Annotated in this window: 17 protein-coding genes and 3 pseudogenes; 9 read left to right on the top strand and 11 right to left on the bottom strand. The window is 70.6% G+C overall.

Annotated elements, in window-relative coordinates:
* The 4 genes from ACH45E_RS14855 to ACH45E_RS14870 all read right to left on the bottom strand — a co-directional run bounded on the left by ACH45E_RS14855 (position 1) and on the right by ACH45E_RS14870 (position 7,047).
* On the bottom strand, positions 1-2,553 hold the full coding sequence (locus ACH45E_RS14855) for an amino acid adenylation domain-containing protein (protein WP_361438929.1): 2,553 nt from the start codon (positions 2,551-2,553) through the stop codon (positions 1-3).
* Positions 2,550-5,165: a Pls/PosA family non-ribosomal peptide synthetase gene (locus ACH45E_RS14860; protein WP_399040737.1), complete on the bottom strand. Its 2,616-nt coding sequence runs from the start codon at positions 5,163-5,165 to the stop codon at positions 2,550-2,552. The genes ACH45E_RS14855 and ACH45E_RS14860 overlap by 4 nt, the downstream gene beginning before the upstream one ends.
* Positions 5,166-5,278: 113 nt before the next feature.
* The gene (locus ACH45E_RS14865) at positions 5,279-6,385 is read right to left on the bottom strand and encodes a histidine kinase (protein WP_361438927.1); all 1,107 of its coding nucleotides are present in this window, start codon (positions 6,383-6,385) and stop codon (positions 5,279-5,281) included.
* Positions 6,382-7,047, bottom strand: a complete 666-nt coding sequence (locus ACH45E_RS14870; RefSeq protein WP_361438925.1) for a response regulator transcription factor — start codon at positions 7,045-7,047, stop codon at positions 6,382-6,384. Before ACH45E_RS14870 ends, ACH45E_RS14865 begins: the two co-directional genes overlap by 4 nt.
* A 220-nt stretch (positions 7,048-7,267) precedes the next feature.
* Between ACH45E_RS14870 and ACH45E_RS14875 the strand changes: the two genes are divergently transcribed.
* Entirely contained in the window at positions 7,268-7,963 is a 696-nt protein-coding gene (locus ACH45E_RS14875) for a histidine phosphatase family protein (protein WP_361438923.1), read from the top strand.
* Between the two features lie 3 nt (positions 7,964-7,966).
* On the opposite strand, the gene ACH45E_RS14880 is transcribed toward ACH45E_RS14875, so the two are convergent.
* The 3 genes from ACH45E_RS14880 to ACH45E_RS14890 all read right to left on the bottom strand — a co-directional run bounded on the left by ACH45E_RS14880 (position 7,967) and on the right by ACH45E_RS14890 (position 12,179).
* Entirely contained in the window at positions 7,967-9,679 is a 1,713-nt protein-coding gene (locus tag ACH45E_RS14880) for an LCP family protein (protein WP_361438921.1), read from the bottom strand.
* 212 nt (positions 9,680-9,891) lie between these two features.
* On the bottom strand, positions 9,892-11,532 hold the full coding sequence (locus ACH45E_RS14885; RefSeq protein ID WP_361438919.1) for a sigma-70 family RNA polymerase sigma factor: 1,641 nt from the start codon (positions 11,530-11,532) through the stop codon (positions 9,892-9,894).
* A 191-nt stretch (positions 11,533-11,723) separates the two neighbouring features.
* Complete coding sequence (locus ACH45E_RS14890) at positions 11,724-12,179, bottom strand: 3-hydroxyacyl-CoA dehydrogenase family protein (RefSeq protein ID WP_399040741.1); 456 nt, start codon at positions 12,177-12,179, stop codon at positions 11,724-11,726.
* A 306-nt stretch (positions 12,180-12,485) separates the two neighbouring features.
* Here ACH45E_RS14890 and ACH45E_RS14895 point away from each other — a divergent pair.
* Both ACH45E_RS14895 and ACH45E_RS14900 read left to right on the top strand, forming a co-directional pair.
* Positions 12,486-12,968: pseudogene (locus ACH45E_RS14895) on the top strand (CoA transferase); the annotation flags it as partial.
* Positions 12,969-13,010: 42 nt separating this feature from the next.
* Positions 13,011-13,157 (top strand): annotated as a pseudogene (locus tag ACH45E_RS14900) (acyl-CoA dehydrogenase family protein); the annotation flags it as partial.
* 52 nt (positions 13,158-13,209) lie between these two features.
* Here the strand turns inward: ACH45E_RS14900 and ACH45E_RS14905 are convergent.
* Entirely contained in the window at positions 13,210-13,380 is a 171-nt protein-coding gene (locus tag ACH45E_RS14905; protein WP_361438917.1) for a hypothetical protein, read from the bottom strand.
* A gap of 287 nt (positions 13,381-13,667) precedes the next feature.
* On the opposite strand from ACH45E_RS14905, the gene ACH45E_RS14910 reads away from it, so the two are divergent.
* Both ACH45E_RS14910 and sigJ read left to right on the top strand, forming a co-directional pair.
* Positions 13,668-14,246: a carboxymuconolactone decarboxylase family protein gene (locus ACH45E_RS14910; protein WP_361438915.1), complete on the top strand. Its 579-nt coding sequence runs from the start codon at positions 13,668-13,670 to the stop codon at positions 14,244-14,246.
* On the top strand, positions 14,243-15,094 hold the full coding sequence (gene sigJ / locus ACH45E_RS14915) for an RNA polymerase sigma factor SigJ (protein ID WP_361438913.1): 852 nt from the start codon (positions 14,243-14,245) through the stop codon (positions 15,092-15,094). Before ACH45E_RS14910 ends, sigJ begins: the two co-directional genes overlap by 4 nt.
* Positions 15,095-15,139: 45 nt before the next feature.
* On the opposite strand, the pseudogene ACH45E_RS14920 reads toward sigJ, so the two are convergent.
* Positions 15,140-15,295 (bottom strand): annotated as a pseudogene (locus ACH45E_RS14920) (alpha/beta hydrolase); the annotation flags it as partial.
* Positions 15,296-15,411: 116 nt separating this feature from the next.
* Between ACH45E_RS14920 and ACH45E_RS14925 the strand changes: the two are divergent.
* Positions 15,412-15,864 carry a protein-tyrosine phosphatase family protein gene (locus ACH45E_RS14925; protein ID WP_361438911.1) on the top strand — a complete coding sequence of 151 codons (453 nt, stop codon included), beginning with the start codon at positions 15,412-15,414 and terminating at the stop codon, positions 15,862-15,864.
* Positions 15,861-16,595, top strand: coding sequence for a hypothetical protein (locus ACH45E_RS14930; protein WP_361438909.1), 735 nt, complete (start codon positions 15,861-15,863; stop codon positions 16,593-16,595). Before ACH45E_RS14925 ends, ACH45E_RS14930 begins: the two co-directional genes overlap by 4 nt.
* A gap of 100 nt (positions 16,596-16,695) precedes the next feature.
* Here ACH45E_RS14930 and ACH45E_RS14935 read toward each other — a convergent pair whose 3' ends face one another.
* Positions 16,696-17,847 (bottom strand): hypothetical protein, encoded by a 1,152-nt coding sequence (locus ACH45E_RS14935; RefSeq protein ID WP_361438907.1) that lies wholly within the window; start codon positions 17,845-17,847, stop codon positions 16,696-16,698.
* 357 nt (positions 17,848-18,204) lie between these two features.
* Here ACH45E_RS14935 and ACH45E_RS14940 point away from each other — a divergent pair, with 357 nt between their 5' ends.
* On the top strand, positions 18,205-19,023 hold the full coding sequence (locus ACH45E_RS14940; protein WP_361438905.1) for a class I SAM-dependent methyltransferase: 819 nt from the start codon (positions 18,205-18,207) through the stop codon (positions 19,021-19,023).
* A 103-nt stretch (positions 19,024-19,126) separates the two neighbouring features.
* Positions 19,127-19,498, top strand: coding sequence for a hypothetical protein (locus ACH45E_RS14945; RefSeq protein WP_361438903.1), 372 nt, complete (start codon positions 19,127-19,129; stop codon positions 19,496-19,498).
* A gap of 37 nt (positions 19,499-19,535) precedes the next feature.
* Here ACH45E_RS14945 and ACH45E_RS14950 read toward each other — a convergent pair whose 3' ends face one another.
* Positions 19,536-21,029 (bottom strand): von Willebrand factor type A domain-containing protein, encoded by a 1,494-nt coding sequence (locus tag ACH45E_RS14950; protein ID WP_399040746.1) that lies wholly within the window; start codon positions 21,027-21,029, stop codon positions 19,536-19,538.
* Positions 21,030-21,307 lie beyond the last annotated feature (278 nt).

Below are 21,307 nucleotides of genomic sequence, written 5' to 3' on the forward strand. Positions count from 1 at the left end.
TCACATTGCCTCCGGTGACGGTTCGACGGTCTGTTCAACGGTCGGTTCGACGGCCGGGGACGCCGCCGCCGCTCTGGCGTCGAGCAGCCGGGCCAGGTCGGCGAGGACCGGATGCCGGGTGAGGTCCTTCAGGGTGAGCACGCGGTCGAGGCGGATGGCGAGTTGTACCGCGGTGAGCGAGGTTCCGCCGTTGTCGAAGAAGTGATCGTGCCGGCCGATCCGGTACTGCGGGACGCCGAGCACCGTGGCCCATGCGGCGGCCAGACGCCGCTCCGCCGGTGTCCGCGGGGCTTCGCCGGACTCGGCGCCGGTGGCATCGGCGGTGCCGCCGGGCCCGGTGTCGCCGAGTTCCGTGGCGAGCGAGGCCAGCGCCTTGCGGTCGACCTTGCCGTTCACGGTCAGCGGCAGGCCGGCGCGCCAGTGGAAGGCGGAGGGGATCATGTAGGCGGGCAGCCACCTGCCCAGCTGGTCGCGCATCACGGAGTCCGTGAGCGGTGGTTCACCGCAGCAGAAGGCCACCAGGCGCCTGTCGCGTCCGCCCTGGGCGACGGCCACCGCGCCGGTGCGCACGCCGGGCACCTTCGGCAGTGCGTTCTCGACGTCCTCGATCTCGATCCGGAAGCCATGGATCTTGACCTGGCTGTCCCGGCGGCCGAGGAAGTCGAGCTTGCCCCCGGGCAGCCAACGGCCGTAGTCGCCGCTTCGGTAGAGCCGTTCGCCGGCGCGATAGGGATCGGTCGTGAACGACCGGCGGGTGCGCTCGGGATCGTTGACGTAGCCGCGGCCGACGCAGACGCCGGAGAAGACGATCTCGCCGGGCGCGCCGAGCGGGACCAGTGACAGATGGTCGTCGACAACACGGACCCGTACGTTGTTGACGGGACGGCCGAGCGGGATCCGCGCGGTGTCCGGTACGCCGTCCAGGACTTCGTGGTTGGTGTCGTCCGAGGTCTCGGTGAGCCCGTAGGCGTTGACGAGCCGAATGCCCGGCTGTGCGGCGAACCAGCGCTCCACGAGCTCCTTCTTCAGCGCCTCGCCGGTGACCGACACGCAGCGGAGGTCGGGCAGTTCGCGCGGGCACCGCTCGAGGAACGACAACACGGCGTCGAGGTACGAGGGCACGGCCTGAAGGACGCTGACCCGGCCGTCGGCGATGGTGTCGACGTAGCGCGGGACGTCCCAGATCACCTCTTGCGGAACGATCAGCGTCCGCCCCCCGGCCACGAGCGCCGCCAGCAGTTGCCACAAGGAGATGTCGAAGCACTGAGGCGCCGTCTGGGCGACGACCTGTCCCTCGCCGATGCGCAGGTCGTCGATCTTTGCATGGATGTGGTTGAGCATCCCCGCGTGTTCGCACATCGCGCCCTTGGGCTCTCCGGTGGAGCCGGAGGTGAAGTAGATGTAGGCGAGTTGGTCCAAGGACACGTCGACGCCGGGGTTTTTGGCAGCGTGCGTCTCCTCGTACGCCGTCTCGATCAGCAGCGTCCGTACGTCGGGCAGTGTGTCCACGGCCCGGGACAGGGTGGTGGTGCTGCCCCGCTCGGTGAGCACGAGCCGGCACCCGGCGCGCGACAGCGTGGTCGCGATGCGATCGGCGGGGAAGTGCGGCTCGACGGGCAGGTAGACACCCCCGGCCTTGAAGACGCCCAGAACGGCGGCCGCCCAGTGAAGGTTTCGCTCCGTCACCACCGCGACGACGTCCTCGCGCCCCGCCCCGCGCATGAGCAGGGCCCGTGCCACGTCGTCGGCGCGCGCGTCGAGTTCCGCGTACGTCCACTGCCGGGCCCCGTGCACGAGGGCGACGGCGTCCCCGTCGTCCTGGACGCGCTGCTCGAACAGTTCATGGACACACCGCTGCGGGAGCTCTCGCCGCGGACCGGCGAGGGCGTCGAGCTGGAAGCGGATCTCCTGCGCGGACAGCAGGTTCTGTGGCTCGTGCGGAGCGTCCGGAGCGGCGGTCATCAAGGCCAGCGCGGCCAGGTGGTATCCCGCGACGCGCGCGGCGAACCGGGCGTCCAGTGCGTCGCGGCGGTACCGCAGCCGCAGGACGGTGCCGCTCTCGTGCCGGGCGGTCCCGACCTGCAGCACCGTGCCGGCGGGGAGTTCGCGGCCTGGGTCGGCGCCGGCCGCGGGGAGCGGATCGAACGCGGCTTCGCTCAGCGGTCCGGACAGGCCCGGCTCGCGTTCGAGGTCCCCGGCCGGGACGTGCCGGTGCGCCGGCAGTTCCGTCTCGCCACGCCGGGCTTCCCGGATGAGGGCCCGCCACGACGGCACCTCTGTCGTCAGCCCGCACGGCAGCGGCCGACCGCCCGGCTCGGTGATGTAGCCCGTCGTGACCTCGTGCTCGCCGGTCAGCGCGGCCAGTACTCTGGCGTGTGCCGCGAGCAGGACCGAACTGGTCGGCACGGCCAACTCGTGGGCCAGCCGGTGAACGGCGGTCATGGTCTCCTCGGGGATCACCGCCTCGTGTTCCGCGACGCCCGGCACCGGCAGGAGCGACCAGCGCGGAATCCTGGTGACACCACCCCCGTTGAGGACAGGTTCGACGGTCATCGACCGCACCTCCCCGCGTCCTGGCGGACCCGCTCCAACTCCCGTGCCGGGTTCCCGCCCCACTGCGCGTGCGAGGGGACCATCTCGCCCTTCATGAGGAAGGAGTCCGGGGCCAGCACCACGCCGTCGCCCAACGTCACGCCGTAATGGACGAGCGAGCCGACTCCGAGTGTGCAGCCGCCGCCGATCGTGGTGGTGTCGGACTTGAACGTGCCGTCCTCCTGCGAGTGGCACTGGATGATGCTTCCGGCGTTCAGCGTGCAGGCGTCCCCGATGGCCACCATCGGCCGGTCCGGCAGGTAGCAGCCGTCGTCGAAGACCCTGCTCCCGATGCGGACGCCCAGCAGCCGCCAGATCACGTTCTTGAACGGCGTGCCGTTGAAAATCCGCAGGTACGTCTCCGAGGGCACCTTCCAGTAGCGCTCGCGCCACCAGAAGCGGGGATCGTAGATCGAGCAGTACAAGGGGCCCGGACGGCGCACGGCGGTGACGGCACGCTCGACCAGCACGAAATAGACCGCGGTGAAGAGCAGGCCGAGGACGTCGGCCAGCGCCAGGGCGGACGCTCCGAGCGAGGGGTACAGGTCCGCCGCACCGGCGACGATCAGAGCGGCGACCAGAACGTAGACCCAACGCGACAGCAGGTACCAGCCCATGGTGGCCGCGTTGTGCTTGTTCTTCGCCGCGAGGCCGCGGCGAAGCGCCTCGCCGCTCCTGAACCGGTCGAACCGGCTGTCGCGAAGCACCGTCCGCGGGATCTCGAAGCTGGGGGAGCCCAGCAGCCCCACCCCTGCCCGGACCTCGCCGTCGACAGGGACCATGACCTTCGTCGCCAGCAAGCAGTTGTCGCCCGCCCGTGACCGCGCCGGATAGGCGATCCGGTTCCCCAGGAAGCTGTGCGCGCCGATCGATGTCCGGGACACCCGGAACGCGGTGCTGGAGAAGTCGGCATTCATGATCGACAGACCGTCCGCGACCATCGTCCCGCTGCCCACCGAGCTCAGGAAGGGGCTCTCGTGCCTGACTTCCGTGCCGAAGTTCGACCCCGTCTGCTCGATGTGGGAGAACTCGTAGCCGATGGCCCGCAGATAGTGGACGATGCAGGAGCTGTCACCGAACAGCCGGGTGAGAACCCTCCTGTTGGTGAGCCGCGCTATGGCTCGCTGTACCGAGTAACGCCATCCGTACAACGGGTAGTCACGCCCCGGTACGAGGACATGGCCGAGCACACGGGGCAGCAGGCTGACGAGCGACAGGCCCACCAGCACACCGCCGACGACGAGCACGGCCGCCGCCACCGCCGCATCCCGGTAGAACGTCGCGTCGGCCAGCACCGCGGGTCCCGGCTCGAGGACCGTTCTCGACTGCGGAACCCCGACCAGCAGCATGACCGTGCCACCGACCGCGAGCGGCACATACACGAACAGCGCGCCCACCAGCTGCATCACGGTGTGCGTGGCCCGGCGCAGCGCGGCGCGGGGCATCTCGCCCACGACCTGGAACTCCACCGAGGCCCGGTCCGCCGGGGATCCCTGCCAGTGCTCGCCGTCGGGGATCACCTGCCCGCTGTGCAGCGAGGAGGCGTGCCCGAGCTGGGCCCCGTCGCCGAGCGCCGTCCGGATGTCGATCACCGTGGCCTCGCTGACGAGCACCGATTTCCCGAAGCTGACCGGGCCCGGCTGGATCACGCCCCCATGAGCGCGATAGCAGGAGAAGAACGAGTCCTTCCGGATGATGGTGCCCTCACCGATGGTGAGCAGGTCCGTGCAAACAGGCACGTTCCGGGAGAGAATCACGACTCCCCGCCCGATGTGCGCACCCAACGCCCGTAGATAGAACACATACAGCGGTGAGCCCACGAACAGCACCAGCGGGCCCGAACGGATCAGCGTCCTGACGATCCAGAAGCGGACGTATCCCAGGGACCATATCCGGATCTCCCCGGGCTTCCAGCGCCCGACGAACGTCCACTTCACGACGACGGGAAGGGCACACAGACCCAGGAAGCCGGCGCTGCCGAACAGCACGGACCTCGCATACACATCGAGCACGCTCGTCCCGCCCGAGATCCACTCGTATCCCCAAGCGGTGGCCACCGCCAGCAGATACACATAGCCGAGGAAGGCAACGACCTGAAGGAATCCGCACAGGACGTACGACGTCATGCCCGCCGCCTCGGGCGACGGGGCCGTGGCCCGCGGCACCGGCGCCTCCCGCGGCTCCGGGTGCGCCGGCGCGGTGTCCGGCAGTGCTGCCGCCAGGCCGCTGATCGTGGGATGTTGATAGACGTCCTTCATCGACACCGAGGGCAGATCCGCCCTCTTGCGCAGCCGCGCGCAGAAATGCGCCATCACCAGGGAGTCGGCTCCCAGGTCGTCGAAGAAGTGACTGTCCGGCGGCACCTCCGGGACGGACACCAGATCGGCCATCACTTCCGCGAGAGCCTGTTCCAGTGGGGGCGCGCCCTGCCCTTCGCCGGGCGGCGGGACCTGTCGGGATGGCGAAGGTCCCGCACCGGCCGGTGCTTCCCCGATGACGGGTTCGCCTTCCGGTCGGCCGCTGCGGACACCGCTTCGGGCCGCGCGTGGCGTGAGCTTCGAATCTGACGTCATAACATCTATACGGAGCATCTGTGGAGAAGGATTGATAAATACAGACTTTCCCCAAGTGATTACTATTTTCCCACCGCATTCTGGCCGCGCCAGTCAGGAGCCGTTCCCCCGGCTCACGGCGCCTGTTCGGTGGGCAGTACCAGCCGGAGCTCGTACCCGCCGTCGGCGGTCGGGCCGCTGGTGACGGTGCCGCCGAGCAGGGCGGCGCGCTGTCGCAGGCCCACCAGGCCGTAGTGCGAGCTGGGCAGGGGGACGGGCGGCCGGACCGGTGCGGTGTTGCTGACGGTGACCCGCACGGTGTCGCCCTCGTGGGAGGCGAGCACGGTCGCGGTGGCGCCGGGCGCGTGTTTGCGGACGTTGGTCAGCGCCTCCTGAACGGTGCGGTAGACGGCGCGCTGGAGCGCCGGCGAGAGGCCGCCGGGCAGGTCCGCCTTCAGGTCGGTGTCGATGCCACTGGCGTCGACCAGCCGCCGCAGGTCGCCGAGCGAGGGCTGCGGGGTCAGCTCCGCGGGGCGGCCGTGCGAGTCGCGCAGGACGTTGACCATGTGGCGCAGCTCGTCCAGTGTCTGCACGCTCAGCCGCCGGATGGTGGCCGCGGCCTCCTTGGCGTCGGCGTCCCGCGTGCCGACCTGGAGCGCTCCGGCCCGCACCGCGATCAGACTGACCTGGTGGGAGACCACATCGTGCATCTCCCGCGCGAGCTGTGCGCGTTCCTTGGCCAGGACGGCCTGCTCGGTCAGCCGCCGCTCGTGGTCACGCGCCCGGGAGATCTCGGCGAGCCGCAGCGACAGGTCCCGCCGGGCCTGGACGAGCTGGCCGAGGAAGACGGGAGCCGCGGCCGTGGCGGCCGTATAGCCCAGGGTGATCAGGGCCGAGGTGTTCCACAGATCGAGGCGCAGCGACCCTGAGGTGGTCGTCATGTCGCTGAGCGTCAACGCCAGGGCGCACAGGGCCAGCGCACCCCGGCGCCGGGTGATCGTGGCCAGTGTGTACAGGGCCGCCAGGGCGGCGAAGATCGCGTCCGAGAACAGGACGGCGGGCATACTGAGTACGAAGGTGAGCCGCGGCAGGCGCCGACGCACCACCAGCACGCAGGCGGCGAGCAGGGCCACGGCCATGCGCAGTGAGTCGCTGGGATCGACGTTCACCCACACGTCGAGCAGTGCCGCACCGATCAGGGCGGCATCCTGAGCTGCGTCGGCGAGCCGGCGGGACATCATCCCGGCTCCAGGTCCCGTGGCGGCTTCAGGAGCCCGGCGCGTTCGGCGAGCAGGGCGGCCTGGACGCGGCTGCTGACCTCCAGCTTGCCGAGGACGGCGCTCACGTGGTCCTTGACCGTGCCGGTGCTCAGGTGCATACGGACGGCGATGTCGGAGTTGGACAGCCCCTCGGCGATCAGGACCAGCACGGCACGCTCGCGGTCCGTCAGCCGGTCCAGACCGCGGGCGGCCTGTTCCGGGCAGCCGGCCTGGAGGTAGCGGTCCACGACCGTCCGGGTGACCTTGGACGACAGTACGCAGCCACCGTCGGCCAGGGCGCGCACGAGGAACGGCAGCTCCTCCGGATCGGTGTCCTTGAGCAGGAAGCCCGCCGCGCCCGAGCGCAGGGCCGTGACGACGTACTCGTCCATGTCGAACGTGGTGAGCATGGCCACCACCGGGGGCTGCTCAAGCGCGAGCAGACCGGCCAGGACGGTGAGCCCGTCGACGTCCGGCATACGGATGTCCAGCAGTACGACGTCGGGACCCGTCGCCTGCGCCGTCCGGACCGCCTCGCCACCGGAAACCGCCGCCACGACCTCGATGTCCTCCGCGGCGTCCAGGATGCGCTGGAAGCCCGTACGGATCAGGGCCTCGTCGTCGACCACCAGAACCCGGATCACGCGTGCTCCACTCATCATCGGATCACTCTCCGATTCGTACCACGCCGGCGGACAACCCGCAGTCTCCCGTCCCCCACCGCCCAGGCGGCGGGGGTGCCGCCCGCCGGTCGACGGGGACAGTTCCGGCCCCCTGCCGGATGGTCGTGGCCCCGGGGGCGGCGAACCCTGGGGAGCAGGAGCACGACGCAGGACACGGTGGGCCATGGAGGAGGGCAGTCGCATGACGATCCGCCTGACGCTTGTATGCGGGCACACCACGAACGGGACCGCGGACACGGTCTTCGGTCACGGGGCCCTCCGTGACGACCACCTGCACGAGGCAGATGCTGTCCTGTCGGCGACTCCTCTCCGCACGCCGACCGTGCGGTCACCCTCCGACTGCTGCGCACTGACCTCGGCAGCCCTCGGACTCGAGACCACGGTGGATCCGGCGCTGCGCGACATCGACTACGGGACCTGGCGCGGCCGCACGATGGCCGAAGTCGCCGCCGCCGACCCGCACGGTCTCAGCGCCTGGCTCACGGACCCGGATGCCGCGCCACACGGCGGCGAATCCGTACGTCAACTCTGCCACCGGGCCGCGCACTGGCTCAACAGCCTGCCCCACCAGACGGGCGGCGCCGTCGCCGTCGCCGAACCGGCCGTCGTCAAGGCCCTGCTCGTCCATGCCCTGTCCGCACCGGCGCGGGCCTTCTGGCGGATCGAGGCACCGCCCCTGTACATCGTCTCGCTCATACGGCGCGACGACGGCTGGAGCGTCCGCCCGGTCGACGGCTCCTTCCCGAGTGAGGTCGTCCTGCACCCCTCCCACCGCCACGCCGACCACTCCCGGCGCCTGGTCGGCCATCAGGGTGCGCACCGCGCGCGTGACGGTGCCGAGCAGTGGCTGGTCAGGGTGCCGCCCGCCAGGCGCTGACGCTCAGTCGTCGGAGTCGGGCTTGCCCTTCGCCGCCGCGTACGCCTGTGACGGGGTCATGGGGACGCCGTTCAGCTCGACGGTCTTGTAGGGGCTGACCTTGGCGCAGGTCTTGGCCTTGTCGGCGGTCTGGGCGTGGGCGCCTCCGACGGCGGCCTTGGCGTCGGCGGGCGCGGGCGTGGAGGTGCCGCCCGGGAAGCTCGCGCCGCTGGGCCAGTCGCCGCCGATCACCAGGGTCAGACCGGTGCCGCTCCCCTCCTTGAGGTGTGAGGACGACAGGCCCAGTGCCTTGGCCACGGTCTTGGCCTCGGCCTCCTGTCCGGTGCCGTACGTGAGTGTGGTCGTGGCCGACTGGCTGGGGGCGTTGGCCGTGGTCGTGCCGGAGCTGAAGCCCTGGTCGGTGAGCTCGCCGGCGACGGCGGAGGCGCGGCCGGTGATGGTGGTGCCGTTCTCGACCGTCACGGCGATCCGGGAAGGGGGCACGGCCGAGGCGGTCGCCGTCGCCTTCGCGGAGGCCGCCTCGGACTTCTTGCCCGAGCCGGTCGTCAGGGACTGGTCGTCGGCGATGGTGGCGAAGAGGCTCTTGGCGCCCGGCCCCACCACCACGCGGTCCTTGTTCGCCGGGTCGGGGGCGGTCTGCATGGTGGTGAAGGTCATCCGCTTGGTGGGGACCTTGTTCACGTCGTCGGCGAGCGAGATCAGCTTCTTGACGCTGCCGAGGCCGTCGTCGACGGTGAGCGCCTTGGTGGCGGCGTCGGCGAGGCCGTACACGGCGGTCGGGTCGGTGAGCGTGCCCGCGATCTTGAACTTGCGGATCATCGCGCTCAGGAAGATGTGCTGGGAGATGGTACGGCCGAGGTCGCTGCCGTCACCGAAGCCGTGCCGGGAGCGGACGAACTCCAGCGCCGCGACACCCTTGAGGGTGTGGGTGCCCTCGGACAGCTTCAGATGCGAGTAGGTGTCGTAGACGTCGGCGTTGACGCACACGGAGACACCGCCGACCGCGTCGGACATCTTCACCACACCGGAGAAGTCCAGCTTGACGAAGTGGTCGATGGGGATGCCGGTGAGCTGGTGCACGGTGGCCACCTGACAGGCCGGGCCGTACTGGAGCGCGCTGTTGATCTGCCCGTAGTAGCCGGGCGTGGACTGGCCGTTCTCGCTGTCCTTGCAGGCCGGGACCTTGGTCATGGTGTCCCGGGGGATGCTCATCACCGAGGCGTTGGAGCGGTCGGCGGATATGTGCACCACCATCTCCACGTCGGCGTTGCTGCCGGTCTGCACGCCGGTCTTCGAGCAGCCGCCGCCGAGCTTGCAGTCGGCCTTGCTGGTCCGGCCGTCCGAACCCATGACGAGGATGTTGATCGGCGTACGGCCGAAGGCGTCCGCCTTCTCGGTCCCGCCCTTCCCGTCGAGAGAGAGGCTGTGGATGTTGCCGTTGAGGTGTTCGTAGAACCACCATCCCGCCCCGGCGGTGACCAGGACCAGGACGGACAGGGAGATCGCCATGATCTTCAGTACGCGTCTGCCGCGCCGCACCGGACGGCTCCGGTGCCCCGACCGCCCACCGCCGCGCGAGCGGGAGGCCGCCCGGCTCGCGGCCCGGCCGCCCGGCAGGGGTATGTCGCCGGCCTCCTGGCTCCTACGCGGTCCGGGCACCTGGGCGGTGCGGCTGCGCGCGGCCCGGCCACCGGAGCCGTCCCACGGGTCGCTCATCTACCACTCCCATGAACGGTCGGGCCCTCCAGGCCGGGCCGTGGGGGCGGCCGACGTGAGCGGCGATACGGGCAGGTGGAGGGGGCTCCACTTGGATTGCGTAGTTGCGCAATCTAACAAACCCATTGCCGGATCAGCGTAAATCTTGAGGCGATTCACAGGTGTAGTTGTCCGGTTACAGCGGCCGCCCCGGCATCACAGCGCGGGCGGCATCACAGCTTGGCGCCGAAGTCCTGGGTCCACCACGGGCCGCCCGAACCCTTGTGGACGCCCACGCCGATGTCCTTGAAGGAGCAGTTGAGGATGTTGGCGCGGTGGCCGGGGCTGTTCATCCAGGAGTCCATCACGGCCTGCGGGGTCTGCTGACCCTGGGCGATGTTCTCCCCGTACGTGGACCAGCGGTAGCCGGCGGCGGTGATGCGCTGCCCGGGGTCGGCGCCGTCCGGGTTGGTGTGGTCGAAGAAGTTTCGGGCGGCCATGTCGTCGGAGTGGCGCTGCGCGGCGTCCTCCAGTTGCGGGTTCTCCGTGAGCGGACCGCACCCGGCGGCCGAACGTTCCTTGTTGACCAGCGCGACCACCTGCGTCACGGTGTCCGACGAGGTCACCTGCGCCTGCGGTGTGCTGGACGGACGCGGTGCCGGCCGTACGGATCGTTCGGGGGTGGGGGTGCTCTTCCTGGTGGGGCTGGGCGTCTTGGAGGGGCTCGGCTTCTTCTTCGGCTTCGACGCGCTCGGCGACGGTGACGCCGACGCGGACGGTGAGGTCTCGACGGGACGGGTCGCCGAGAGGTCGACGACGGGGTCGCCGGCGGCCCGCGCGGCGGTCGCCCCCTCGGGCCCGGTCCCGGAGTCCGTGCCGAAGTACCAGAGGCCGCCCCCTGCCACGCAGGCCGCCACGACGGCGCCGCCCACGGCCCTGCGCCGGACGCGCCGGCGCCGCCGGGCCTCGCCGCGGGAGGCCGTCCGGCCGGAGGGGGCACCGGGCCCCGCCTGGGGGTCCGTTCCGGCGGGGCCCTGCGCCGCGTCGAGCCGCGACGCCGAGCCGACCGGAGCCATTCCGCCGGAGGCGGACCGTATCTTCGCGAGCAGCGTGGCCGCCGCCGGGACCAGCGCCAGTCCGGCCAGCAGTCCCTCCGCGGGCACCAGCCCGCTCCACAGGCCGGAACAGCTCACGCAGTCCCGGGCGTGCCGGGCTATTCGCTTGCGCCACAAGGCCGAGGGCCGGCCGTCCCAGGAGGCCAGCACACCACTCAGCTCCGCGCACGGCGGCTGCGCGTCGAGCGCCCGCACCACCACACGGGCCGCCTCCAGCTGCGCCTTCATCCGCTGCACCCGGACCGCCGTGTGCTGAGGCGACAGCTCCAGGGCAGCGGCCACCTCGGTCCGGGTCAGCTCGCCGGCGCACTCCAGCCACCACAGCGACAGCAGTCCCCGGTCGTCCGGCTCCAGCCAGCGCGTGGCGCGCGCGGTCTCCTGGCGCTGCCCGGACAACTGGAGCCGCACCATGGTCAGGTCCACGAAGTCGGCACCCGGATCCGCGAGGTCCACGGCGTCCTCCACGGCGTCCGGCGCGCTCTGCCGGCTCTGCCAGTGCGCCCGGACCTGGTTCATGGCTATGGCCACGAGCCAGGAGCGGAAGCTTTCCGGAGTACGCAGGCCCCCCAGGCCGTCGAGGGCACGCAGCATGGTCTCCTGCACCACGTCATCGACATCGACCGAGCCGTTCAGAGCCCGCCCCACGATGTTGTAGACGAGCGGGAGGTACGCGCTGACCAGTGCGTCCTGAGCCCCGGGATCGCCGGCCCGGGCAGCGTTCACCAGTGCTGCCGGGTCCCCCGCGTGCTGCGTACTCATCAAAAGCTCCCCTGCTCCTCGACGCCGAACGATGGTGTCCGATGACTGGGAGATCGCAGGATGAGCCGCGGATAACAGTTCTTCGGAAACCTGTTCCACGAGAGGTTCGCCACTTTGACGCGATGTTCGCAATGGAGGACGTCACACAGAGATCTGACGGAGCTCGCGCGGAGGCCTCGCGAACTTCGGGCTCAAGCCGCCGGGTAGGCGAAGAAACCCCGACCCGACTTCCGGCCCAGCAGGCCCGACTCGACCATGCGGCGCAGCAGGGGCGGCGGGGCGTACAGGGGCTCCCGGTGTTCCTCGTACAGTGCCTCCCCGATGGCCGCCACCGTGTCCGGACCGATGAGGTCCACCAGGTGCAGCGGGCCCATGGGGTGGGCGCAGCCGGCCGTCATACCGGTGTCGATGTCCTCGGGTGTCGCCGTACCGGAGCCGACCATGCGTTCCGCCGAGAGCAGGCAGGGGATCACCTCGACCAGCGGCAGCACCGGGACCGGGTTGAAGGAGTGCAGGCCGGCCACCGACGCGGACCGGCCGGTGGCCGCGGCGAGCCGCGCGATGGGTATCGAGGACGTGTTGCGGGCCAGGACGGCGTCCGGTGACGTCACCACCTCGTCCAGTCGCCGGAACAGCGCCGTCTTCACGGCCTCGTCCTCGACGGCGGCCTCGATGACCCGCGAGGGCGTGTGCGCGGTCCTCGGAGGAGATCGCGCCCTTCTTCTCGGCCCGGAGCCGCGAGTCCGCGATGCCGGCCAGCCCGGCGCGGGCCCCGTGCTGCCGCGCCGAGCGTAGGCCGAGTGCACCCCTTCTGACCTGGCCCGATGGAACGTTTTCCGCGCACAAACGTGCGCCGGTCCGTCGTTGACCGGATGCCTCGAGCCCAGCGACGCTGAGGGCGCCGGGCCCTGCCCGGCCCTACCGGCGACGCTCACCAGGAGGCAGACGTGGACATCGAGGACGACACCTCCGGCGGGCGTACGGCCGGCGTCGGGGGAGCGGGGCGCGGCGCCCTGGAGGGGCTGCGCATCGCGGACTTCTCCCGGGTGCTCGCCGGACCGTACGCGACCATGCTGCTCGCCGATCTCGGCGCGGAGGTGGTGAAGGTCGAGCGGCCCGGCACGGGTGACGAGACCCGGCAGTGGCGCCCGCCCGCCGACGAGGACGGCACCTCCACCTATTTCCTGAGCGTCAACCGCAACAAGCGGTCCGTCGCCCTGGACCTGGCGAGCGAGACCGGACGCGAGCGCGCCCGTGCCCTCGTCGCCCGGTCCGACGTGGTGGTGGAGAACTTCCGGCCCGGCACGATGGAGCGGCTCGGTCTGGGCTACCCCGACCTCAAGGACCGCCATCCCCGCCTCGTGTACTGCTCGATCAGCGGTTTCGGGACCGCCGGCGGAGCCGGGATCCCCGGCCCACCCCCCGTCGTCGACGCCGACTTCGAGGACCGGCACTTCCGGAGGTAACTCGTGTGCGGCCTGGGTGAGTTGGGTGTCCTCGGGATGCACATCCAGGGGTACGGGTGCGCCGGCGCCGGGGCCGTGAGCTACGGCCTGGCCTGCATGGAACTGGAGGCGGGCGACACCGCCTGGCGCACGTTCGTGTCCGTCCAGGGCTCGCTCGCCCGGAAGCGGCGCAGCCGGCCGCGGTCATCGTGACCGGCGGCCTTGCGGAGCGCTACGGAGCGATGCGTGCCACGGCCCCCGCGTCGGGGTCTCCGTACTTCGAGATCAGTTCCTCGTCGCTCATGCGGTCGACTTCTTCGCTGCGCTCGACGGGAAAGATCACGTGCGTGCCCTTGTCCGTCCAGTACTCGACGATGCGGTGTGTGCTGGTGGCCCGACTCATCCTGTACTCCCTTGCGGCGGGTGGGGTTCAGGGTGCGTCGGTGCAGGTCGGGGGGTCAAGAGGAATTGGGGCTTCCGTTTCAGTTGGTGGAAGCGTAGATTCCGCTTACCTCGCGACGGCGCCTTTCGAGGCGTCGGCCCGCCGGTCCCGGGACGGCGGGCCACGCGGGGGCCAAAATCTGTTCACGGTATTTTCCAGCCCGTGCGCCGACTCGCATGTCACATGCGCGGGTCCGGCGGTGTCTTCATGGCGAACGGCCAGACAGACACACGTACAAGGAGAACACCGTGACCCTTCGCGTTCCGAAGGCCGAGCTCGCCCCCGAGCTCCGAGAAAGCATGATCAAGCTGCTCGGGGCCGTGCCCGAGCCCGTCGAGGTGCTGTGGAACCAGCCCGAACTCGCCCAGGCCAACCAGGAGTTCTCGGCCAAGGCGGCTACGTGGGACGCGGCCGACGCGAGTCTCAAGACGTTCGCGCACATGGCCGTCGCGGCACAGGTCGGCTGTAGCTGGTGCCTCGACATCAACTACTTCCACGCGCTGAACCAGAACCTGGACCTGGCCAAGGCCGGCCAGGTGCCGCACTGGCGGCGGTCGGAGCTGTTCACACCGCTGGAGCGCGACGTCCTCGAGTACGCCGAGGCCATGACCAGCACACCGCCGACCGTCACCGACGAGCTGTCCGCGAGCCTGCTCGACCGGCTCGGCCCGGCGGCGCTGGTCGAACTCACCGTGTTCATCGGCTTCGCCAACATGGCGGCCAGGTGCAACACGGCGCACGGGATCACCTCGCAGGGCTACTCCGACGCCTGCGCGATTCCGCCGGCCGCGCGTCCTCAGCCGTCCGGCGTGGCGCCGACGGCATGACCGAGGACCCGTTCGTCGCCCATCGCAGCCTGCTGTTCACGGTCGCCTACGAGATGCTCGGTTCGGCCGCCGACGCGGAGGACGTGCTCCAGGAGTCCTGGCTGCGCTGGGCCGACGTCGACCACTCGCAGGTGCGGGACCCACGGGCGTACCTCGTCCGGACCGTCACACGGCAAGCCCTCAACCGGCTGCGGACCAGGTCGCGCAGCCGCGAGGAGTACGTCGGCCCGTGGCTGCCGGAGCCGCTGCTGACCAGCCCTGATGTCGCCGAGGACGTCGAGCTGGCGGAGAACGTCTCGATCGCGATGCTGACCGTCCTCGAAACGCTCGGGCCGACCGAGCGCGCCGTGTTCGTGCTCCGCGAGGTCTTCGAGCTGAGTTACGGCGAGATCGCCGAGGCCACGGGGAAAACCGCGGCCACGGTGCGGCAGATCGCCCGGCGGGCCCGCGAGCACGTGGCGGCCCGGCGGCCCCGCGCGCCCGTGAGCCGGTCGGAGCAGCAGGCCGTGGTGGAGCGGTTCCTGGACGCGCTGCGCACCGGCCGGTTGCAGGAGCTGCTGGACGTCATGGCGCCGGACGTGGTCCTGATCGCCGACGGTGGCGGGCTCGCGAACGCCGCTCCTGCCCCGGTCCACGGGGCCGAACTCGTGGCGAGACTGCTCGCCCGCCCGGACCGTGTGGTGTCCGCCGTGTGGCTCAACGGCGCGCCCGCGGCCCGGATCGAGAACGACGGCCGGGTGGCGGCGGTGGGCCTCGTGGTGGAGAACGGAAAGGTCACCCGGATCCACGCGATCGCGAACCCGCGGAAACTGACGCGGCTCGACGAACCGGCCGAACTGACCAGGTAGGCCGACTGCCGCTGGCGCCCGGCCCGGCGGGCGGGCAGGTCCCTCGGCGACGTCCTCGGGCGCCTCCTCGGCCATGAAGTGGACGTGGCCGACGGTGCTGTGCCGCAGGTCGAGGGCCCACGCCCCCCACAGCACGGCGGCGTCGAAGCCGAGGACCGCGCCCCAGTCCTGCTGGAGGACGCTGACCGGCATCCGCAGCCGAGCGGGTGCTGACCTCGGAGAACTTCACCGCCTGCTTCGGGCGGCCCATCCGGGTCGAATCACATGACGGCCGTTGGCACGCCAGGTCCACGGCCGTGCCTCGGTAGGGTGCTCACATGGCTGAGAGCTGGAACCCGACCGCCCCCGGGACCATACGGTTCCCCTCAGGCGTTCTGGTGCGCGGCCGGGGACTGCGTCACCCCCTGCCCGCGGGACCGACGCCGTCCTTCGCGGTCCATCTGCTCGGTAAGCAGCCCCCACGCACCGACTGGGAAGCCCGATGGCTGCCGTGGCCCGACTTCCGGCTTCCCAAGGACCGCCGGCAAGCGCGGAGCGTGTTGAAGGAGGCGCTGGCCCGGGCGGCGGACGAACGCGTCGAGGTCGCCTGCACAGGCGGGCGCGGACGGACCGGTACGGCCCTGGCCTGCATGGCCGTACTCGATGGAGTCCCGGCCGACGAGGCCGTGGCGTTCGTCCGCCGGCACTACCACCCTCGTGCTGTGGAAACACCCTGGCAGCGACGTTTCGTGCTGCGCTTCGACGAGGCAGAGGACGCGGAACAGGCGTGAGCGGCGGCATGGACGACGCCGAGAGCCGCCTGGCCAGGATCGAGCGGCTGCTGGAGACCGGCGAGCGCGATCTGATACCGGCGTGGCGCCGGGCGACACGGGGTGAGCCGCGGTGGGCGGTGACCGCTGTGATCCTGGTGGCGGTCACCCTCCAGATGATGCTGCCGCACCGGCTCGCCCTCCAGCCGTACTGGGCGCTGCCGGTGCTCGAGTTGGCTCTGCTGGCCGGTCTGATCGCGGCGAACCCTCGCCGGGTCGAGCCCCGGACATCCTGGCTGCGCTGGCTCGGCCTGGCCCTGATCTGTGTGATCAGCCTGGCCAACGGCCTCGCGGCGGCCCGGCTGGTGGCCGGTCTGGTGAACGGCACCGAGGGCAGCGATGCCGGTCCGCTGCTGCTGACCGGCGGCGGGATCTGGCTGACCAATGTCATCGTGTTCGCCCTGTGGTACTGGGAGTGGGACCGGGGCGGGCCGATGGCACGAGCCCTGGGGAACCGCCAGTTCGCCGACTTCCTCTTCGTGCAGATGCAGAGCCCGGAGCTGGCGCCCCCGGAGTGGGAGCCGGCGTTTCTGGACTACCTGTACCTGTCGTTCACCAACTCCACCGCCTTCAGCCCGACCGACGTGATGCCCCTGTCGCGCTGGGCCAAGATGCTGATGATGCTGCAGTCGACGGTCTCCCTGGTGACGGTGGTCCTGGTGGTCGCCCGTGCTGTGAACATCCTGCACTGACGGTAGAAGCTGCTGACAGCACGCATGCGCTCGAGGGCCGTGCCCGTGCGGCCCTCGAGCAGTTCGGACCCGGATGGCACGCGAGCGTCGCCCGGGACGCTCAGCCGTTCCGGTAGCCGCTGACGTGCAGCAGCCGGAAGCCCTGTCCGACGAGGTCGTTGAAGGTCTGCTGGTACTGGTCCGCCGTCAGTCCGTGGCGTGCTTGCAGGGCCGGTCCCGGGCGCTGTTCGAAGATCGCGGTGAACCGGTCGCCGCCACCGGCGCTCAGGTAGCCGTTGACGTCCACCGGGCGGAAGCCTTGTCCGACGAGGTCGTTGAAGGTCTGCTGGTACTGGTCCGCCGTCAGTCCGTGGCGGGCCTGGAAGGCCGGTCCCGGGTTTTGTTCGAAGATCGCTGCGAACAAATCGATGCCACCGTTGGAGTAGCCGCTGACGCGTATCGGCCGGAAGCCCTGTCCGACGAGGTCGTTGAAGGTCTGCTGGTACTGGTCCGCCGTCAGTCCGTGCCGGGCCTGGAAGGCCGGCCCCGGGCGCTGTTCGAAGATCGCCGTGAACCGCTCACTTCCGGCGGCGCTCAGGTAGCCGTTGACGTCCACCGGGCGGAAGCCTTGTCCGACGAGGTCGTTGAAGGTCTGCTGGTACTGGTCCGCCGTCAGTCCGTGCCGGGCTTGCAGGGCCGGCCCCGGGCGTTGTTCGAAGATCGCCGCGAACAGGTCGACGCCGCCGCTGGAGTAGCCGCTGACCTGCACGGGCCGGAAACCCTGACCGACGAGGTCGTTGAACCTCTGCTGGTACTGCCCCGACGTCAGACCGTGCATCGCGTGGAACGAGGGTCCCGGGGACAGCTCCCAGATCGCGGCGAAGCGCTGCATGTCGATCGCCTCGAGCACATCCGCGACCGTGGCGACGCCGGCGGCGCGTTCCTCGTCGCTGATCTCACGCAGGTCGTCGCGTACCTCGAAGATCACGTTCGAGGCGTCGCCGCCGTCCTCGCTGTGCAGCACCGTGGAGCCGAGCCCGGTCACCACCACGGCCGCGGGAGCGACGCCCGGGGCCGGCGAGTCCGGAGCGGCCAAGGAGTCGCCCCACCGCACGCGTACCTCACCCGCGGGCGTACCGTCCGGATCCTCCAACCGGTAGATGACCTGCCCTTCGGCACCGATCGCCAGCTCGTCGGCCCGGAACTCCCACTCGCCCCGGTCGCTGATGAGTTCCGGCGGACTCGCGGTCCACTCACCGCGATCGATGCTCATCGCGGTACGCCTGAGCTTGAGATCCCGGCGGTTCGACCCTCGTGCCAGAGTGGCATGATTGTTGAGCGTTACATGTGTCGATCTGGTGGTCATCGCGCTTTCCTTCCGGAAAGTTGTCCGAAAAGGCCCGGTATTTCCACGCTACGCGCCGGTGCCTGCCCGTGCTCGGCAGTGCGAAGCGTGCTTGCTCGCACACGTGGCGCAGTGCCTCGCCCCGCCGCGTGTTCCTGGCCGCCTCCCGGACGTCGTTCACCCGATGGGGTCGACGAACCCGCCAAGTGGTCGGTGTTCTTGACCGGTTGGCATCGAAGCCTGCCATCGTGACTGCTGCGGATCCCCGATGATCAGGGAGAGCTCATGACGTCGAGAGGCACGGAGAGCGGCGAGGACTTCGGCGACGGCCGCTACGGCGAGGAGCTGTTCGATCCGGAACACCCCCAGGAGGCCGAGCGGATCGACGCCGCCGCGCAGGCCTACGATCCCGTCACCACGCGCCGTCTGCGGGCGCTGGGGGCGGGGCCGGGCAGGCGTTGCCTGGAAGTGGGGGCCGGGACCGGCACGGTGGCGCACTGGCTGCTGGAGGAGGCGCGCGTCGACGAGGTGGTGGCCCTGGACCGTGACACCAGCACCCTGGCCGCCCTCGCGGGCCCCCGGCTGAAGGTGGTCACCGCCGACATCACCGACGAGAGCCTGCGGCCCGGTGGCTTCGACCTGATCCATGCCAGGTTCGTCCTCATGCACCTGCCCGAACGGCGCGGCCTCGTCACGCGGTTGGCGCACTGGCTGAACCCGGGAGGCTGGCTGGTGCTGGGCGATGCCGTGGAACTGCCGGATGCACTGGACGCCTCGTCCGCCTACCGGCGGACCATGGACGCCATGTGGCAGGCGCTGAAGTCGACGATCGGGACGGACATCTCGTCCGTCCCGGCGTATCCGCACTTCCTGAGAGAGGAGGGCCTGCGGAGCGTGGCCGCGGAACTGGTCTGCCCGCCACTGGTCGCGGGCGATCCCCTGGCTCGTTTCTGGTCCGAGACCTGGGGCCGGATGCGGCCCGCGCTGGTGAACACCGGCCGGGTGGACGCCGCCGTCGTCGACGAGGCGATGGCGTACCTTGCCTCGCCCCGGCTCGCGGAACTCGCACCGGGCATGATGATGGCCTGGGGGCAGCGGCGCTGATACAGCGTCAGTCCGTGGGCTGTGATCGTACGTTCGGGTTGAGTTGACCGTTCGATGGCCTGTCGTGCCTCTTTCCCGGGCTCTCTCCGCACAGAGTGTGATCATGAAGACTCCGCGTATCCACTGTCTGCGGCGATCCGTCGCGTACTCGGCCACCGCCGCCGTCATCGTCCTTGCCGCAGCCCTGACGTCGGCCGCACCCGCCGCGGCCGACGGCCCCGCACCGCATGAGGGCGCCGTACATCAGGAGAGGTGCGAGACGTCGGTCGTCAAGCAGAATCAGGGCCTCGAAGAACTCCTCTTGGCCCTGCTGCCCGGGAACATGGAGGCCATGAAGCACGAGGACCAGTGTGCTGCCAAGCCTGACGGTCAGTCCGAAGGCGGGCGCTCGTGGTTCGACGGGGGCCAGAAGGCCGGGGCCGACCACGCGATGCCGGACGGCGCCCGGTCCGAAGAACCGGCCCGAGAGCGCTGAGCCGTAGCTTTCCCGCACCGGAAGACGAAAGGTGCCGTCAGCCCAGTCCGTAACCGGCCTCCTCGATGGCCTGGGCGAGCTGCCGTACCGCGGGGTCCTCGGTGGTGCGGGCCAGGGCGGCGGCGTGGCGGTGGAGGGTCCCGAGGTCCGGGGCGCCCGGCAGGGGGGTGCTGTCGGGGTCCGTCGAGCGCAGCGCGTCGGCGAAGTAGGCGGCGACAGCCGTGACTTGGAAACGGGGACCGGCGCTCCAGACAGATGTGCGCAGGGTGCCGGTCTCCAGGTCGCCGGTGGCCTCGTGCGGGGCGCGCGTGGCGGGGTCGAGCCAGCGGACGGTGGCGGTGGCGAGGTGGCCGTCATGCCCGGGCCGGGTGCGCACGGCGTAGAGGGCGGTGACGGTGTGGCCGGGGCCGACCTCGCCGCCGTCCACGTGGTCGTCGCGGAAGTCGTCGTCGGCGACCCGGCGGTCGTCGTAGCCGACGAGGCGGAACTCGGCGACCGTCGCGGGGTCGAAGGCCACCTGGGCCTTGGCGTCGCGGGCGGCCAGTTCGATGTTCTGCGGGAGTTGCTCGACGAACACCTTCCGCGCGTCATCGGTGTCCGACACGTAGGCCGTGTGTCCGTCGCCCTTGTCGGCGAGGCGTTCCATGAGGGCGTCGCCGTAGTCGCTGCCGACACCGACGCCGAAGAGGGTGATGCCGTGTTCGCGGCGGGCCGTCGCGATGCGCTCGAGGATGGAATCGGGGTCGGTGTCCCCGTCGTTGGCGAGTCCGTCGGAGATGAGGACGACGCGGTTGGTGGCGCCTTCGCGCAGGCCCTCGACCGCCGTGGCGTATCCGGTCTCGACGCCCGCGCCGAGGTCGGTGGAGGAGTCCGCCTCAAGACCGTCGATGGCGTCGTGGACCTCACGGCGGTGTCCGCCGAGCCGGGTCATCGGCAGGACGGTCTCCGCCTCCTCGCTGAAGGTGACGAGCGCGACCGAGTCGTCGTCGCGCAGCCGGTCCGTCATCGTGTCCAGGGACTTCCTGGCCAGGTCGAGGCGGCCCGGCTCGGCCATGGAGCCGGAGACGTCCACGACGAAGGTGAGGGCGGCGGGCGGGCGTTCGCCCTCCGGGTCCGCTTCCCGGGTGGCGAGGCCGACCCGGACCAGTGACCAGTCCGCCTTGTCCGTGCGGGCGCCGTCGACGGTCACCGAGAAGCCGTTGCCGTCGGGGCGGCGGTAGTCCTGGCGGAAGCTGTTGACGAACTCCTCGGGCCGGACCGTGGACGGTTCGGGCCTGCGCCCCTCGCCGAGCTGCCGGCGCGCGTAGCCGTAGGAGGCGGTGTCCACGTCCAGGGCGAAGGTGGACAGATGGCCGGACGGCGAGCCGGAGTCGTCGGTCGTCGAGCCCTGGCTCTGTGCCGGGGCGGGAGCCGGCAGGGCCCCGCGGTTCGGGCCGTCGACGCTGGAATCGGCACCACCCGCGCTGCACCCCGTGAGCAGCAGGCCGCCCGCCGCCGTGAGCGAGAGCAGCGCACCGCGCAGCCGCTTCATCCGTAACCGCTCCATCTCGTCCGCCCCCTGTGCCGGTCGACGCCGCCTTCTGTTCCTGTGACTGTGACTATGACGTCGCCTGAGGTGGGAACGTGCGCCCCGGAGCGTTGCGGAATGATCTCGATGCGGCCACGGAAGAGGGCCGCCCGCACCGCCCCGAATCCCCGTGCCGTGTACAACTATTGCAAAGGGCAAGAAAAGTACCGTATAGACATCATCAACTCTGCGTAGTTACGCGAACGCTCAGCGTCACCATGCTCGACGCTTACGGAAGCGGA

It is taken from the genome of Streptomyces sp. NPDC020299 (genome assembly GCF_044387825.1).
Classification (GTDB): Bacteria; Actinomycetota; Actinomycetes; order Streptomycetales; family Streptomycetaceae; genus Streptomyces.